Source organism: Pseudomonas sp. 3HC3 (assembly GCF_044904505.1).
Classification (GTDB): Bacteria; Pseudomonadota; Gammaproteobacteria; order Pseudomonadales; family Pseudomonadaceae; genus Aquipseudomonas; species Aquipseudomonas putida_Y.
This window is the reverse complement of record NZ_JADDRH010000016.1, coordinates 12,193-27,360: the sequence shown is the minus strand read 5'-3', so window position 1 is coordinate 27,360 and position 15,168 is coordinate 12,193. Positions and strand designations below refer to the sequence as shown.

General features: G+C 64.7%; 11 protein-coding genes. 7 read left to right on the top strand and 4 right to left on the bottom strand.

Annotated features, from left to right (window positions below):
* Window positions 1-240 precede the first annotated feature (240 nt).
* Complete coding sequence (locus tag INQ47_RS19155) at window positions 241-1,923, top strand: electron transfer flavoprotein-ubiquinone oxidoreductase (protein WP_010954959.1); 1,683 nt, start codon at window positions 241-243, stop codon at window positions 1,921-1,923.
* A 372-nt stretch (window positions 1,924-2,295) separates the two neighbouring features.
* Here INQ47_RS19155 and INQ47_RS19150 read toward each other — a convergent pair whose 3' ends face one another.
* The 3 genes from INQ47_RS19150 to INQ47_RS19140 form a co-directional block, all read right to left on the bottom strand.
* Window positions 2,296-3,621 (bottom strand): MFS transporter, encoded by a 1,326-nt coding sequence (locus INQ47_RS19150; RefSeq protein ID WP_252459850.1) that lies wholly within the window; start codon window positions 3,619-3,621, stop codon window positions 2,296-2,298.
* A 72-nt stretch (window positions 3,622-3,693) separates the two neighbouring features.
* Window positions 3,694-4,173, bottom strand: coding sequence for a histidine kinase (locus INQ47_RS19145; protein WP_252459851.1), 480 nt, complete (start codon window positions 4,171-4,173; stop codon window positions 3,694-3,696).
* Window positions 4,174-4,341: 168 nt separating this feature from the next.
* Window positions 4,342-4,818, bottom strand: a complete 477-nt coding sequence (locus INQ47_RS19140) for a sigma-70 family RNA polymerase sigma factor (protein WP_404702342.1) — start codon at window positions 4,816-4,818, stop codon at window positions 4,342-4,344.
* 213 nt (window positions 4,819-5,031) lie between these two features.
* On the opposite strand from INQ47_RS19140, the gene INQ47_RS19135 reads away from it, so the two are divergent.
* Genes INQ47_RS19135 through INQ47_RS19125 form a run of 3 tightly spaced genes read left to right on the top strand, consistent with a single transcriptional unit; the run spans window position 5,032 to window position 9,582 of the window.
* Window positions 5,032-6,210 (top strand): efflux RND transporter periplasmic adaptor subunit, encoded by a 1,179-nt coding sequence (locus tag INQ47_RS19135; RefSeq protein ID WP_064493133.1) that lies wholly within the window; start codon window positions 5,032-5,034, stop codon window positions 6,208-6,210.
* On the top strand, window positions 6,211-8,175 hold the full coding sequence (locus INQ47_RS19130) for a MacB family efflux pump subunit (RefSeq protein WP_404702341.1): 1,965 nt from the start codon (window positions 6,211-6,213) through the stop codon (window positions 8,173-8,175).
* A gap of 3 nt (window positions 8,176-8,178) precedes the next feature.
* On the top strand, window positions 8,179-9,582 hold the full coding sequence (locus INQ47_RS19125) for an efflux transporter outer membrane subunit (RefSeq protein WP_404702340.1): 1,404 nt from the start codon (window positions 8,179-8,181) through the stop codon (window positions 9,580-9,582).
* A 140-nt stretch (window positions 9,583-9,722) separates the two neighbouring features.
* Here INQ47_RS19125 and INQ47_RS19120 read toward each other — a convergent pair whose 3' ends face one another.
* Window positions 9,723-11,351: a twin-arginine translocation signal domain-containing protein gene (locus INQ47_RS19120; protein WP_064493130.1), complete on the bottom strand. Its 1,629-nt coding sequence runs from the start codon at window positions 11,349-11,351 to the stop codon at window positions 9,723-9,725.
* A 219-nt stretch (window positions 11,352-11,570) separates the two neighbouring features.
* Here INQ47_RS19120 and pvdM point away from each other — a divergent pair, with 219 nt between their 5' ends.
* The 3 genes from pvdM to INQ47_RS19105 are packed head-to-tail and all read left to right on the top strand — an operon-like array spanning window position 11,571 to window position 15,083.
* Window positions 11,571-12,917: a pyoverdine-tailoring dipeptidase-like protein PvdM gene (gene pvdM / locus INQ47_RS19115; RefSeq protein ID WP_404702339.1), complete on the top strand. Its 1,347-nt coding sequence runs from the start codon at window positions 11,571-11,573 to the stop codon at window positions 12,915-12,917.
* Window positions 12,918-12,933: 16 nt separating this feature from the next.
* Window positions 12,934-14,208 (top strand): aminotransferase class V-fold PLP-dependent enzyme, encoded by a 1,275-nt coding sequence (locus INQ47_RS19110; protein WP_129933962.1) that lies wholly within the window; start codon window positions 12,934-12,936, stop codon window positions 14,206-14,208.
* A 14-nt stretch (window positions 14,209-14,222) separates the two neighbouring features.
* The gene (locus INQ47_RS19105) at window positions 14,223-15,083 is read left to right on the top strand and encodes a formylglycine-generating enzyme family protein (RefSeq protein ID WP_051101450.1); all 861 of its coding nucleotides are present in this window, start codon (window positions 14,223-14,225) and stop codon (window positions 15,081-15,083) included.
* Window positions 15,084-15,168 lie beyond the last annotated feature (85 nt).

The window sequence follows — 15,168 nt, the reverse complement described above, 5'->3', positions numbered from 1 at the left end:
GTAACACCCATTCCGGTCAATACGGCAAATCGGTCACCCTCCAGCCGCGTTCCTGTGATTTTACTGGCCTGCGGCAAATTCAAACAAACGTTTGTATTGGACCCGCCAAGTGGTGTAGATATAATGCGCGGCCAAGACAAAACGGTGTAGTCCGTCATTTGCCCAGCTACAGTTCCGCCGTTGCGTAGAACCGCTGCGAATGCCCCGCACCCATAAGACAAAGCAACAGCACGAGCCTTGATGAGTAGGAGAGAACCAGTGGAACGCGAATACATGGAATTCGACGTGGTCATCGTCGGCGCCGGCCCGGCGGGCCTGTCCGCCGCCTGCCGCCTGAAGCAGAAGGCCGCCGAAGCCGGTAGCGAAATCAGCGTCTGCGTGGTGGAGAAAGGCTCTGAAGTCGGCGCCCACATCCTCTCTGGCGCGGTGTTCGAACCTCGCGCCCTGAACGAGCTGTTCCCCGACTGGAAAGAACTCGGCGCACCGCTCAATACCGAAGTGAAGCGCGATGACATCTACGTGCTCAAGGATGCCGGCAGCGCGACCAAGGTGCCTGACCTGTTCGTGCCCAAGACCATGCACAACCATGGTAACTACATCATCTCGCTGGGCAACCTGTGCCGCTGGCTGGCCCAGCAGGCCGAGAACCTCGGTGTGGAGATCTACCCGGGCTTCGCCGCTCAGGAAGCGCTGTTCGACGACAACGGCGTGGTCCGCGGCATCGTCACCGGCGACCTTGGTGTCGACCGGGAGGGCAACCCCAAGGACGGCCTGTACACCCCAGGCATGGAACTGCGCGCCAAGTACACCCTGTTCGCCGAAGGCTGCCGTGGCCATATCGGCAAACAGCTGATCAAGCGCTTCAACCTCGACAGCGAGTCCGACGTCCAGCACTACGGCATCGGCCTGAAGGAAATCTGGGAAATCGACCCAGCCAAGCACGAACAGGGCCTGGTGGTGCACACCGCCGGCTGGCCGCTGGACGTGGTGGCCAAGGAAAACACCGGTGGCTCGTTCCTTTATCACCTGGAAAACAACCAGGTGGTGGTCGGCCTGATCGTCGACCTGTCCTACGCCAACCCGTACCTGTCGCCGTTCGACGAATTCCAGCGCCTCAAGCACCACCCGGTGATCAGCCAGTACCTCGAAGGCGGCAAGCGCATCAGCTATGGCGCCCGCGCCTTGGCCAAGGGCGGCATCAACTCACTGCCGAAAATGGTCTTCAATGGCGGCGCGCTGATCGGTTGCGACTTGGGCACCATGAACGTGGCCAAGATCAAGGGCAGCCATACCGCGATGAAGTCCGGCATGCTTGCCGCCGAAGCAGTGGCCGACGCATTGATCGCCGGTAGCGAAGGCGGTGATCAGTTGAACAGCTATGTCAGCGCCTTCAAGGCCAGCTGGCTGTACGAAGAACTGTTCGCCAGCCGCAACTTCGGCCCGGCCATGCACAAGTTCGGCCCGCTGCTGGGCGCGGCGTTCAACTATGTCGACCAGAACTGGTTCGGTGGCAAACTGCCGTTCACCCTGCACGACACCAAGCCGGACTATGCCTGCCTCAAGCTGGCCGCCGACTCGAAAAAGATCGACTACCCGAAACCGGACGGCAAGCTCAGCTTCGACAAACTCAGCTCGGTATTCCTCTCCAGCACCAACCACGAAGAGGAACAACCCTGCCACCTGAAGCTGACCGATCCAAGCGTTCCGATCGCCAGCAACCTGCCGCTGTACGACGAGCCTGCCCAGCGCTACTGCCCGGCCGGCGTGTACGAAGTGGTCACCCAGGAAGACGGCAACAAGCGTTTCCAGATCAACGCGCAGAACTGTGTGCACTGCAAGACCTGCGACATCAAGGACCCGGCCCAGAACATCACGTGGGTCACCCCTGAAGGCGCTGGCGGGCCGAACTACCCGAACATGTAAGGCCCCTGCCCTAGCGGCAACAAAAAGCCCCCGGTCCTCATGGGCCGGGGGCTTTTTGTTGTGAGTATGCGTCTGGACCTACGAGGTGTTCGCCGTGAGAGGTTCAGCGCCTATCAGATCGAGCGCCGCCCGCGCGGCGCATCGCGAGCAAGCTCGCTCCTACATCTGTTTCGAGCCAGTCCATCCTGTGCCAGGCGCGCGCGACCGCCTTGTTTGTACGACGCGATATCGAGCCATGCGCCAGGGCGTTCGCGCGCAAATCCCACAGGCATAATTGGCCCGGAACAAATGTAGGAGCGAGCTTGCTCGCGATGCGCCGCGCGGGCGGCGCTCGGTGCAAGCCTTGCTACACAACCCAAGACATGCACCTGCTCATTTGTCGCCACACATGACCGGCATCGGCTCCGCAGCAAACACCAATGGCTCACGACGCCCGAAATACAAGGCCGTCAGCAGCCCCACCGCGCCCATGATCAGACAAAACCCGACACACACCCATGGGCTCCACGGCATCAGCGCAATCAGTGCCAGCGGCGTGGTACTGGCCCACACTGCGTAGGCCACGTTGTAGGTGAAGGAAATGCCCGATACGCGGATCTGCGCCGGGAACAGCCCCACCATCACCGAGGGCACCACCCCCACCACGCCGCAGCTCAACCCCGCCAGCGCATAGGCCAGCCAGGTCATGCCCCACTGCCCCACCAGGCTGGCGTACAACGCGCCGATACCCAGCGGCAGCAACAGGCTATACAACATCAGCGCGCGCCAGGCACCCACACGGTCGACCAGCAGCCCGGCCAGCACGCAGCCAATGTTGAGGAAGACGATGCCCACGCTGCTCAGGGCGAAGGTGTGCCCGGCACTCATGCCGAAACGCTGCTGCATCACCGTCGGGGTGATCACCACCAGCACCACCACCGCCGAGGTCAGCACACAGGTCAGCAATGCGGCAGGGATCAACGCCCGGCGGTGCTCGCCCAGCACTCGCCGCAGCGGAAACGTCACAGGTTGCTCCTGGCGCGCGCGCAGGGCGAGGAACACCGGTGTTTCACTGAGCCAGCGGCGCAGCCACACACCAATCACACCGAACACCCCACCCAACAGGAACGGGTAGCGCCAGGCGTAATCAAGGATTTCCTGCGGGGTGAACAGTTGCGCCAGCAAGGTTGCGGTCAGCGCGCCCAGCAGGTAGCCGAAGGTCAGCCCCGCCTGAAGAAAGCCCAGAGCATAGCCGCGCCGCCCGTTTGGTGCGTGCTCGGCGACGAACGTCCAGGCGCTGGGCACTTCACCGCCTACGGCAGCACCCTGGAGGATGCGCAGGGCCAACAGGATCAGCGGAGCGGCATAGCCGATATCGGCATAGGTCGGCATCACCCCGATCAGCAGGCACGGCAGGGCCATCATCAGGATGCTCAGGCTGAAGACCCGCTTGCGCCCCAGGTGGTCGGCGAAGTGCGCCATCAGGATGCCGCCCAGCGGCCGCGCCAGATAGCCGGTGACGAAAATGCCGAAGCTTTGCAGCAGGCGCAGCCATTCGGGCATCTCGGGCGGGAAGAACAGTTGGCTGAGGGTCAGCGCGAAGAACACGAAAATGATGAAGTCGTAGATTTCCAGCGCGCCGCCCAGCGCCGCCAGGCCCAGGGTCCGATGGTCGCCGCGGCTGAACCGGGGCGGGCGAGCGGTATCGATGGCAGTCATGGCAGGGTCCGCAGATCGGCAAAGGGCAAAAGCATAACAAATAGCTGCCCGATTGCCCCGCCGGCAGCACCGCTAGCGGTTGAACACCGTATGCGCGAAGTTGGCTCGCGGCCGTGGCCGCGCTGTACTGGCCGGCAGTGTGCCCGGCAGCGGTAGCTTGCCGACCAGCATCGGTGCGTCGATGATTGCCATGAACGTCTCCAGCGCCTCGTTATCGGGCGCCTGTGGCAGGCTCAGGCTGACCGCCTGGCGCTCGGTCTGCGGCACTGCTGGCACTTTCAACTGGCTGGAATGGTAAAGCAAGGCGTGCTGGATTTGAGTGCTGACACGACAGAAACGCTCCAGGTCTACGCCACAATGGCTGGCCAACTCGATATTACCCAGCAACAGGTGAAAGGGCTGCAAGGCGCACTGCACCAGGCGCTGCAGCTCCTCGAAGCTATCCACGGGGGCTATCCGGTAATAGCCCAAACCATTGAGCAACCGCTCCAGCTGCAGGCGCTGGCACGGGTGTGCATCGGCGATGAGAATGCGCAGGGTCTTGTTTGCCATGGTCGGACCTGGGCCATTAGGTAATGGGCACGCTCCATGACCATACTGCGCCAGTAACGGCTACTGCCAAGGCCATGTACGGCAACGGTCTTATCTGATAGAAGTCGGGAAAGCCGCATAAATCAAGTGATTGACTGACGGAATTTGCATTTGCCTTTAACCTGGCAATCAGGATTCCCATTGCCGCATGCGCACCCGGCAGTGCTTCATGGCATTGACGATGTGCTTTTCCACCAGGCTGCGGGAAATGCCCAGGTGCTCGGCGATCTGCTGGTGCGACAGGCCGTCGAGCTTGCGCAGCAAGAAGCACTCGCGGCAGACCTTGCTCAGCTCATCCAGGGCACGCTGCATCAGCGCCAGGCGCTGGTCCTGCTGCATGTCGTGGGCCGGCGCCGGAGTATGCCAGCGCTCGTCGCTATCCAGCACCTCCAGCGGCTCGGCCTGGCGCACCAGGTGGCGGCGGTGGCGGTCGACCACCAGATTTAGCGCGGTGCGGTAGAGGAAGGCGCGCGGGTGCTCGATGCGCTCGGTGCCGGTGCGCTCCAGTACCCGCAGGTATGCATCGTGGGCAACGTCTTCCGCCGCTTGGCGACTGCCAAGGCGTGCGGAAAGGAAGCTCACCAGTTCACGATAATAATGTTCCACGACGGTACCTGGCGCCCCCCAGCCTGGACGGCGGCAGAGGCGCGGGAGTGTGTGATATCAGCTTGCAATCTTACAAATTATAATTATTCTCAGCAACACACAGCCTCCCCCTCCAGTGCGGGTAAATCCCGCCCACTCGTCTTCGTCTAACTGGGACCTCCCTGCGCGCCTCGATTGGCTGCGTATGGCCAACATCCATGGCTGGAAGTCCGCATGAGACGCTTACCCAATACTCGCCGCCGCATCCTCTTCGGTGGCCTGGGCCTGCTTGGCCTGGGCAGCCTGCTGGCCTGGAAGACCCTGCCCTTGGACAATCATCCGGTCAACACCGTGGCCGTGACCCGCGCCGATATAGAAAGCAGCGTCACCGCCCTCGGCACGCTGCAACCACGCCGCTATGTGGACGTCGGCGCCCAGGCCTCCGGGCAGATCCGTCGCCTGCATGTAGAAGCGGGCGACCAGGTCCGCCAAGGCCAGTTGCTGGTGGAAATCGACCCTTCCACCCAGCAGGCCAGGCTTGATGCCGGCCGATACTCGATCGAAAACCTCAAGGCCCAGTTGGCCGAGCAGCGTGCCCAGTACCGCCTGGCCCAGCAACAACTCAAGCGCCAGCGCGACCTGGCCGCTGCCGGTGCCACCCGCGAGGAAGACCTGCAAATCGCCGATGCCCAGCTCAAGGTGACCCAGGCCCGCATCGACATGTACCAAGCGCAGATCCTCCAGGCCCAGGCCAGCCTGCGCAGCGACCAGGCAGAGCTGGGCTACACCCGCATCTATGCGCCCATGGACGGCACTGTGGTGGCGGTGGATGCCCGCGAAGGCCAAACGCTCAACGCCCAGCAGCAAACACCGCTGATCTTGCGCATCGCCAAACTCTCGCCGATGACCGTCTGGGCACAGGTGTCCGAAGCCGACATCGGCAAGGTCAGACCCGGCATGACCGCCTACTTCACCACCCTGGCCGGCGGCAAGCGCCGCTGGACCAGCACCGTGCGCCAAATCCTGCCGATCCCGCCCAGGCCGCTGGATCAGACCAGTCAGGGCGGTGGCAGCCCCGCCAGCGTCACCGCCGGCACAACTGGCGCCCAAGTGGTGCAATACACCGTGCTGCTCGATGTGGAAAACCCGGATGGGGCCCTGATGGCCGAAATGACCACCCAGGTATTCTTCGTCGCCGGCCAGGCCAGCCAAGTGCTCACGGCGCCGCTGGCAGCCCTGGATGATGCCGAAGACGAAGGCCTGCGCCTGGCCCAGGTGTTCACCCGTGACGGCAAGATCGAACAGCGCAAGGTGCGCACCGGCCTGAGCGACCGCCTGCGTGTGCAGATACTCGATGGCCTCGCCGAAGGCGAGCAACTGGTCATCGGCGCCCCAGCCGCCAGCGGAGGTTGAATGACAGCGCCCCTGATTGAACTCACTGACATCCGCAAGCACTACGGCGGCATCGATTCGCCGAAGGTGGAAGTGCTGCGCGGCATCAGCCTGAGCATCCACCCTGGCGAGTTCGTCGCCATCGTCGGCGCCTCCGGCTCGGGCAAGTCGACCCTGATGAACATCCTTGGCTGCCTCGATCACCCCACCAGCGGTAGTTTTCGCTTCGCTGGCAAGGACGTTGCCGAACTGGACAGCGACGAACTGGCTTGGCTGCGGCGCGAAGCCTTTGGTTTCGTATTCCAGGGCTACCACCTGATCCCCTCCGGCTCGGCCCAGGAAAATGTCGAAATGCCAGCCATCTATGCCGGCACCCCGGCCGCCGAGCGCCATGCCCGCGCCGCAGCCCTGCTCGAACGCCTCGGCCTGGCCAGCCGCACGGGCAACCGGCCGCACCAGTTGTCTGGCGGCCAGCAACAGCGGGTGTCGATCGCCCGAGCCCTGATGAACGGCGGCCACATCATCCTCGCCGACGAACCCACCGGCGCCCTGGACAGCCACAGCGGCGCCGAAGTCATGGCCCTGCTCGACGAGCTGGCCAGCCAGGGCCATGTGATCATCCTCATCACCCACGACCGTGAAGTAGCGGCCCGGGCGCGACGGGTGATCGAGATCCGCGACGGCCTGATGATCAGCGACTCGGCGACCGACCAGCCCCCCGACGAAACGCATCCAGGCCTGCAGGCCGACGACCTGCGTCAGCGACTGGACCGCGGCGCCACCTTGCGCGGAGCCTGGAAGGGCGAATTGCTCGAAGCCCTGCAAGCGGCCTGGCGGGTCATGTGGATCAACCGCTTCCGCACCGCCCTGACCCTGCTCGGCATCGTCATCGGCGTGGCCTCGGTGGTAGTGATGCTGGCTGTCGGCGAAGGCAGCAAGCGCCAGGTCATGGCGCAGATGGCGGCGTTCGGCTCGAACATCCTCTACCTCAGTGGCCGCCACGCCACGCTGCGCGAACCGGCCGGCATCGTCACGCTGGACGATGTCGCCGCCATCGCCCAGTTACCCCAGGTCCAGCGCATCATGCCGGTGATCGGCGACCAGTTGACCGTGCGCCACGGCAACAACAACCAGCAGTTCTACGTCGGCGGCAATAACACCCAGTTCTCCGAGATCCTCAACTGGCCAGTCGTCGAAGGCAACTTCTTCACCGAAGCTGACGAACAAGCTGCCGCCGCCGTCGCGGTGATCGGCCAGAAGGTCCGGGACAAGCTCATGGAGCCTGGCAGCGATCCGCTGGGCCAGTACTTGCTGATCGGCAACGTGCCCTTCCAAGTGGTCGGCCTGCTCGCCGGCAAAGGTGCCAGCTCCGGCGACCAGGACAGCGACGAGCGCATCGTGGTGCCCTACTCCGCCGCGTCCGTGCGCCTGTTCGGCAAGCAAGACCCGGAATACGTGATCATCGCCGCTGCCGATTCGAGCCGGGTTAGTGAGACCGAGCGGGCAATCGCCCACCTGATGCGCCAGCGCCACCAAGGCAAGCAGGACTTCGAACTGACCAACGACGCCGCACTGATCCAGGCCGAAGCGCGCACCCAGAACAGCCTGTCGCTGATGCTCGGTGCCATCGCCGCGATTTCCCTGCTGGTCGGCGGTATCGGCGTGATGAACATCATGCTCATGACCGTGCGCGAACGTACCCGCGAGATTGGCATCCGCATGGCCACCGGCGCCCGTCAGCGCGATATCCTGCGTCAGTTCCTCAGCGAGGCGGTGATGCTGTCAATGGTCGGCGGGGTGACGGGTATCGTGCTGGCACTGTGCATCGGTGGCGGCCTGATGCTCGCCGGCATCGCCGTGGCATTCGCCCTACCCGCCATTCTCGGCGCCTTCACCTGCGCCGTCATCACCGGCGTGGTGTTCGGTTTCATGCCGGCCCGCAAGGCTGCTCGCCTCGATCCGGTCAAAGCCCTTACCAGCGTATAGCCCATGACATTGCCAAGCCGCATCAGCCTGTTGACCCTCAGCCTGGCCCTGGCCGCCTGCAGCACACCGCCCGCCCCCGAGGCCGGTATTGCTGCGCCGCCAACCTGGCAATCCCGTGCCGACGCTCCCAGCCAGCCCCTGCCGGATGCCCATTGGTGGCAAGCCTTCGCCAGCCGCGAGCTGGACCGTCTGATCGAACGCGCCCGGCACAACAGCCACGACCTGGCCGCCGCCGCGGCACGGGTGCGCCAGGCCCAAGCCCAAGCCGTGATCGCCGGCGCTCCGCTGCTGCCGGAACTGACGTTCGGCCTGGACGGCAGCCGCCAGCGCCTGTTGCGCGGCGACGGCAACGACCAACTCGACGCCAGCAGCAGCGAGCGCACCAGTACCTCATTCGGCACACGCTTGAGCGCCAGCTACGAGGTCGATTTCTGGGGCGGCATCCGCGCCGCCCGCGACAGCGCCCTGCATGGCCTGGACGCCAGCCGCTTCGATCGCCAGACGGTGGAGCTGACCCTGACCAGCGCCGTCGCCGATAGCTACCTACAGGGCCTGGCCCTGGAGGAACAGCTGCGTATCGCTCGCCTCAACCTCAAAAACGCCCGGGACGTGCTGGGCCTGGTCGAGGCACGCCAGCGTTCTGGCTCGGCCACGCGACTGGAGCTGGCGCAGCAACGCAGCCTGGTGGCGGCACAAGAGCGCCAGGTGCCCCTGCTGGAGCAGCAATGGCAGGACAACCGGGTCACCCTCGCCACCTTGCTCGGTGATCCGGTGCAGGCATTGCCGGACACCAACGAATCGATCGGCGCCCTGCGCTGGCCGGCGATCGGCAGCGGCGTGCCCAGCGACCTGCTCGGCCGGCGCCCCGACATTGCCGCCGCCGAGGCCCGACTGGCCGCCGCCAGCGCCAACGTACAAGTGGCGAGGGCCGCCATGTTGCCCAAGCTGACCCTGGGAGCGGACCTGGGCAGCGGTGCACGGACCTTCGGCGATATTCTCGACAGCCCCTTCTATACCCTGACTGCCGGCATTGTCGCACCCATCTTCAACAACGGCCGCCTGCGCGCCGAACGCGAACTGGCCAGTGCCGAACAGGAAGAGCTGCTGCACGACTATCGCACCGCAATCCTGGCAGGCTTCGCCGACGTGGAAAAAGCGCTCAATGCGATCCATGGCGTAGACCGCCAGCAGCAGTGGCAGGACCAGGAGGTACAGGAAGCCCGCACCGCCTTCGACCTTGCGCAGCAGCGCTACAGCGCCGGCGCCGAGACGTTGCTGACCGTGCTGGAAACCCAGCGCACGCTGTATGTCGCCCAGGACCAACAGGCGCAACTGCACCTGGCTCGACTGCAGGGCAGCGTAGCGTTGTACAAGGCATTGGGAGGTGGCTGGCAGGTCGAGCGCTGATGCCTGTCAGATAGCGTCAAGGGGCTGGGTGATCTCCCACAGGTAATTACGGGATTCCTGTGGGAGCTGGCTTGCCGGCGATGGGCCGCAAAGCGGCCCAAGATTACCTAACACTGGCATTAGGCTGAACCCGCACGGTGTCAGCGCCGCGCCAGTTTCAGGTTGCGGGCATACCAGGGCCGCTGCGGCACCTTCGGCCGCAAGCTGGCAAACAGGTCGTCATCAGCGAAGATGATACGCAGCGCCAGCTTCATGGTCTCTGGGTCCATCTCCACACTGCGGCCCGGCCGCAGCCCCGGCACAGTCGAACAGCCATGGGTATCCGGCCCCAGCCATGGGTCGGCTACCTCTACCCAACGCCCCGGCGCGAACCACGGTACACCGTTGACCTCGGTGCGCCGCACCTGGCCGGGATGCGCGCGCTCATGGGCGCGGAACCAATCTTCGATACGGTCATCGATCCAACCATGGAAGTGCCAGAACACCGGGTTTACATGGGACGAGAACGGGTCGCCGAGAAAGTCGTTTTCCGCTTCGAACCAGCGTGCGGCAAAGTCCTCCGGCTGGCGCGCGAACGGCACCGGCAAGCCGCTGGACGGGTCGCGCGGCACCGAGGCCCAGCGCATGTGCAACCAATCGTGAAGGCCCAACTCCATCTGCGAACCGAACTGCCCTAGGGTGAGGGTGCTCAGGTAATGCGGGTCGGTGTACCTCGACTCCCAGACCTGGAAGTTACCGTGGAAGGTATCCGGCGTCTTGATATCGCGCACCCACTGGGTATAGGCGGCATCGTCCGAAGCCAGCCAGGTGGGTGGCAAGGCCGTACCGTCATGGTTGTCGAAATAGCTGGCGAAGCCGACGCGGTCGCGTTCGAGCTCTGGCTGCGGGAGTGGGAAACGCGCCCATGACGGCAGGTCCTGGATGGCCCGAGCGGCACGCAGCATGTGTCGGTGCATGAAGAAAAAGTCCTCGCCCGAGCCATTGCGATCCTTGTGCCGGCCACGGGCGTCACGCTCCTGGTCGCGCGGCCCAGGCTGCCAACCCAAGCCGCGTAGGGCCGCCTGCTTGTCCTTGTCGAGGTTGTGCCACTTGTCACGCGAGGCATGCCACAACTGGTGGAACAGACGGTGCTCCGGCGCAATCAGCCAGGCCAGCAAGGCCGAGGACAAAGGCGTGCGCTCGCGTGCCTCGGGGAAACTGCGCTTGAGCGCAAGAAATTTGTTGTCCTGCACGGGTAGGGTCAACGAACGCCCCAGCGCCGCGATGCGCCCATTCAGGGTGGCCTGCCCGGCATTACCGAACCCACCCCAGACTTCGTCGAGCACCACCGTGCACTGGTAGCCCGCCTGGTCTTCCCCCGGCCAGGTAGGAAACAGCCGCCACCGCAAGGCCCTGTTCGTATCCACCAGCAGGTCACCAAGCACTCGGTAACGTGGCTCCTCGGAGCCACGCAGGCGCTCAGGCGTGTCCAGGTAACCACGCAGGCCGCGGCCACTTGGGGCAACATCGAGAAACATTTCCAACTCACCCTCAGGCAGGCCGGGCAGCCCGGCATCTTCCCCTTGCAGGGTAAAACGCCAGATACCGCGCAAGGTGTCGCCCAATTGCTGCAGCGCCGCGTCGGCCAGTTCCACCACCGCCTCGCCGGGGGTTTCCGGAAACTGCTCGTCAAACCGCTGGCGTTGCACGTGCTGCGCATACATCGCGCCGGGCACCGCCACGCCTGCCAATGCCACACCGGCGATGAACCCGCGTCGAGAAATCGTCATTGCAACTACCTGAGCATTCATTGCGGCCGTGGAGCACGGCCCGTCCAAGGCTAAAACGTTGCGCCATCGGCGAAATTTAGCGCAGGCGTGACTCCGCCTGGTCCGAAGCTGGCGATAAATTTGCCCGGCCGTCGCTCGTTCACCTGATACCCAAGCCCTGCCCAAGCAGCACGCTTCATGTCGGCAGGCCGCCCCGATCAATCGTGCAACGAGATGGCAATGACCAAGACCCGTTCCCGCAAGGCCCTGTACATCGGCCTACCCCTGGCCCTGGTGGCCGCCCTGGGGGGTGCCGCCGGCTATTTCTTCTGGCAACAGCAGCACGCCGGCTACCCGCTGAAAATCGTGCAACAGGCCAACGACCTGCACGAGCACATGCTGTCGTTCGACAGCCATGTCACCGTGCCCCTCGAACTGGGCAGCGCCGGCCACGAAATCGACAAGGACGGCCCGGGCCAGTTCGACCTGGTCAAGGCCAACCGTGGTCGCCTGTCCGGTGCGGCGCTGACCATCTTCGGCTGGCCGGAAATCTGGAACGGCCCAAACGCCCCGCACCGCCCTACCCCCGGCTTCGTCGATGCCGCCCGGCAGGAACAGGAAGCTCGCTACAAGATCATCAGCGGGATGGTCCGGGACTTTCCCAACCAGGCCGGCATCGCCTACACCCCCGATGACTTCCGCCGGCTCAATGGCGAAGGCAAGTTCGCCATCTTCATCAGCATGCTCAACGCCTACCCACTGGGCCACGACCTGTCGCAGCTGGACTTGTGGGCTGCGCGCGGCATGCGCATGTTCGGCTTCAGCTACACAGGCAACAACGACTGGGCCGATTCCTCGCGCCCACTGCCGTTCTTCAACGACACCGCCGATGCCCTCGGTGGCCTGTCGCCGCTGGGTGAGCAGGCGGTCAAGCGCCTCAACGATCTGGGCGTGATCATCGACGTATCGCAGATGTCCACCCTGGCGCTTGAAGATGTCGCACGCCTTACCCGCGCACCAATGGTCGCCTCGCACTCCGCGCCCCGGGCGCTGGTAGACATCCCTCGCAACCTCTCCGACAAGGAGATGCAGTTGATCAAGGACAGCGGCGGTGTCATCCAGGTGGTCGGCTTCGGCCAGTACGTCAAGCCCCTGAGCAAGCCGGTGATGGAAAAACTCGACGCCCTGCGCGCGCGCTTCGACCTGCAACCACTGCAGGGCCTGGCCAACGCCCTGATGCCGGGCGATGCGGTGATCGCCATCTGGCCCGAAGCGCGTTTCGGCGAATACGCAAGCGCGCTGTACAGCACTCTGGAAGAAGAACCCAAGGCTACTCTCGCGCAGTACGTCGACGCCATCGACTATACGGTGAAGAAAGTCGGCATCGACCATGTCGGCATCAGCTCGGATTTCAACGACGGCGGCGGCCTGGACGGTTGGAACAACGTCGGCGAAATCCGCAACGTCACCGCCGAGCTGCTGACCCGAGGCTACAGCGAAACGGACATCGCGAAACTCTGGGCAGGCAACTTCCTGCGCGTCTGGGAGCAAGTGCAGAAAGCCGCCCACCCCGTCGCCAACCGTTGAGTCGAGCCTGTCTTCCATGAGCAACCGTCGCACCTTTCTCAAGCAGGCTGGCCTGCTGGCCGCCAGCCTGCCGCTGCTGCCCCAGGCCCTGGCCGATAGCCCCGACAAGCCGCTGAGCGGCGCCGACAAATGGCGCAACCTGCGTGAGCTGTTCCCCCTCGCCCCCAACGTGGCGCACTTCGCCAACTTCCTGGTCACCGCCCACCCACGCCCGGTGCAGGCCGCCATCGACCGCCACCGCGCCGACCTCGACCGCAACCCCGCCGCGCTGATGGACTGGGAAAGCCAGTACGAATGGCAGCGCGAGGATGAAGTACGCGAGTGGGCCGCACGCTACCTGGAGGTCGGCCCGCGCCAGATCGCCCTGACCGGCAGCACCACCGAAGGCCTGGCGATGATCTATGGCGGCCTCAAAGTCGGCGCCGGGCAGGAGATCCTGATTACCGAGCACGAACACTATTCCGCACAGAAGGCGCTGGAGTTCCGCAACCAGCGCCAGGGCACCGCGGTGCGCCAGATCCGCCTGTTCGACGACCCATGGACGGTCTCCACCGACCAGGTGCTGAGCATCCTCGACAAGGCCATCAAGCCCAACACCCGGGTGCTGGGCATGACCTGGGTGCACTCTGGCAGCGGCGTCAAGCTGCCGGTGGGCGAGATCGGTGAACTGGTGCGCCGACACAACCGCGAGCGCAGCGAAGCCGAGCGCATCCTGTATGTGGTCGACGGCGTGCATGGCTTCGGCGTGGAGAACGCCCGCTTCGCCGACTTCAACTGCGACTACTTCATCGCCGGTACCCACAAGTGGATGTTCGGCCCGCGCGGCACCGGGATCATCTGCGCCGCCTCCACCGGCATGCAGCACCTGGTGCCCAGCGTCGCCACCTTCTCCCGCGATGAGGACTTCGCCACCATCATGACCCCGGGCGGCTACCACGCCTTCGAGCACCGCTGGGCCGCCGGCGAAGCGTTCAAGCTGCACCTGCAGTTGGGCAAGGCCGAGGTGCAGCAGCGCATCCACCAGCTCAACAGCCTGCTCAAACAGCGCCTGCTCGAGCACCGCCAGATCCAGCTGGTGACCCCGCGCAGCGAACAGTTCTCCGCCGGTTTCACCTTCTTCCGCATCAAGGATCGTGACGCCGACGCCGTCGCCGCGCACCTCACCACCAACAAGGTGATGTGCGACGCCGTATATCGCGACGTCGGCCCGGTGATCCGCCTGGCGCCAAGCCTGCTCAACGACGAGCAGCAGATAGACCGGGCCATGTCCCTCATTACCCAGCAACTTTGAACAAGGCATCTTCCATGAGCGCACCTCTGCACCGCCTCACCCTGGCCGCCGTGCTGGCCGCCTGCAGCCTACCGGCCCTGGCCGCGCAGCCGTCGGACAAGCCCGGCACGGTGTTCCGCGACTGCGACAAGACCTGCCCGGAAATGGTCGTGCTGCCCGCCGGCACCTTCACCATGGGCACTCCGCCCGACGAGATGGGCCGCCAGGACGACGAAGGTCCGCAGCATCCGGTGACCTTCGCCAAACCGTTCGCCATCAGCCGTTTCCAGATCACCGCCGGTGAATGGGCCGACTACCAGAAGGCCACCGGCATCGTCATCGCCGACGGCGACGATCGTCCCGGACGGCGCTGCACCAACAGCAAGCCCAGCTACCAGCAAGGCCCTCGCCAGCCGGCGGTGTGCATGAGCTACGAAGACATCGAGCACTATGTGGCCTGGCTGTCGAAGAAGACCGGCAAGCACTACGCCATGGTCAGCGAAGCCCAGCGCGAATACGCCGCACGCGGCGGCAGCACCGGCATGTTCCCGTTCGAGCCGGACGCCAATCTCGAGATCAGCAAGAACGCCAACGTCTACGGCCCCAAGGACGGCTTCAGCTACAGCTCACCGGTGGGCAGTTTCCCGGCCAATGCCTTCGGCGTGTACGACATGCACGGCAACGTCTACGAGTGGGTCGCCGACTGTTACCACGACAGCTATGTCGGCGCGCCGGCCGACGGCAGCGCCAGGAAGGAAGCCGACTGCCGGCAGATCTCGATCCGCGGCAACGACTGGGGCGAGGCGCCGATCTTCTCGCGCTCGGGCAACCGCAACACCACAGTGCGCGACGACCGTGGCGACTGGATCGGATTCCGCGTGGTCCGCGAGCTGTAAAGCGCCCGGCGGCGGTAAATTCTCCGCCAGCAGGCTCGTTCCTATCGGTGTACTTGCGCAGGACACGGGGCGCCCTTCAGCGGCG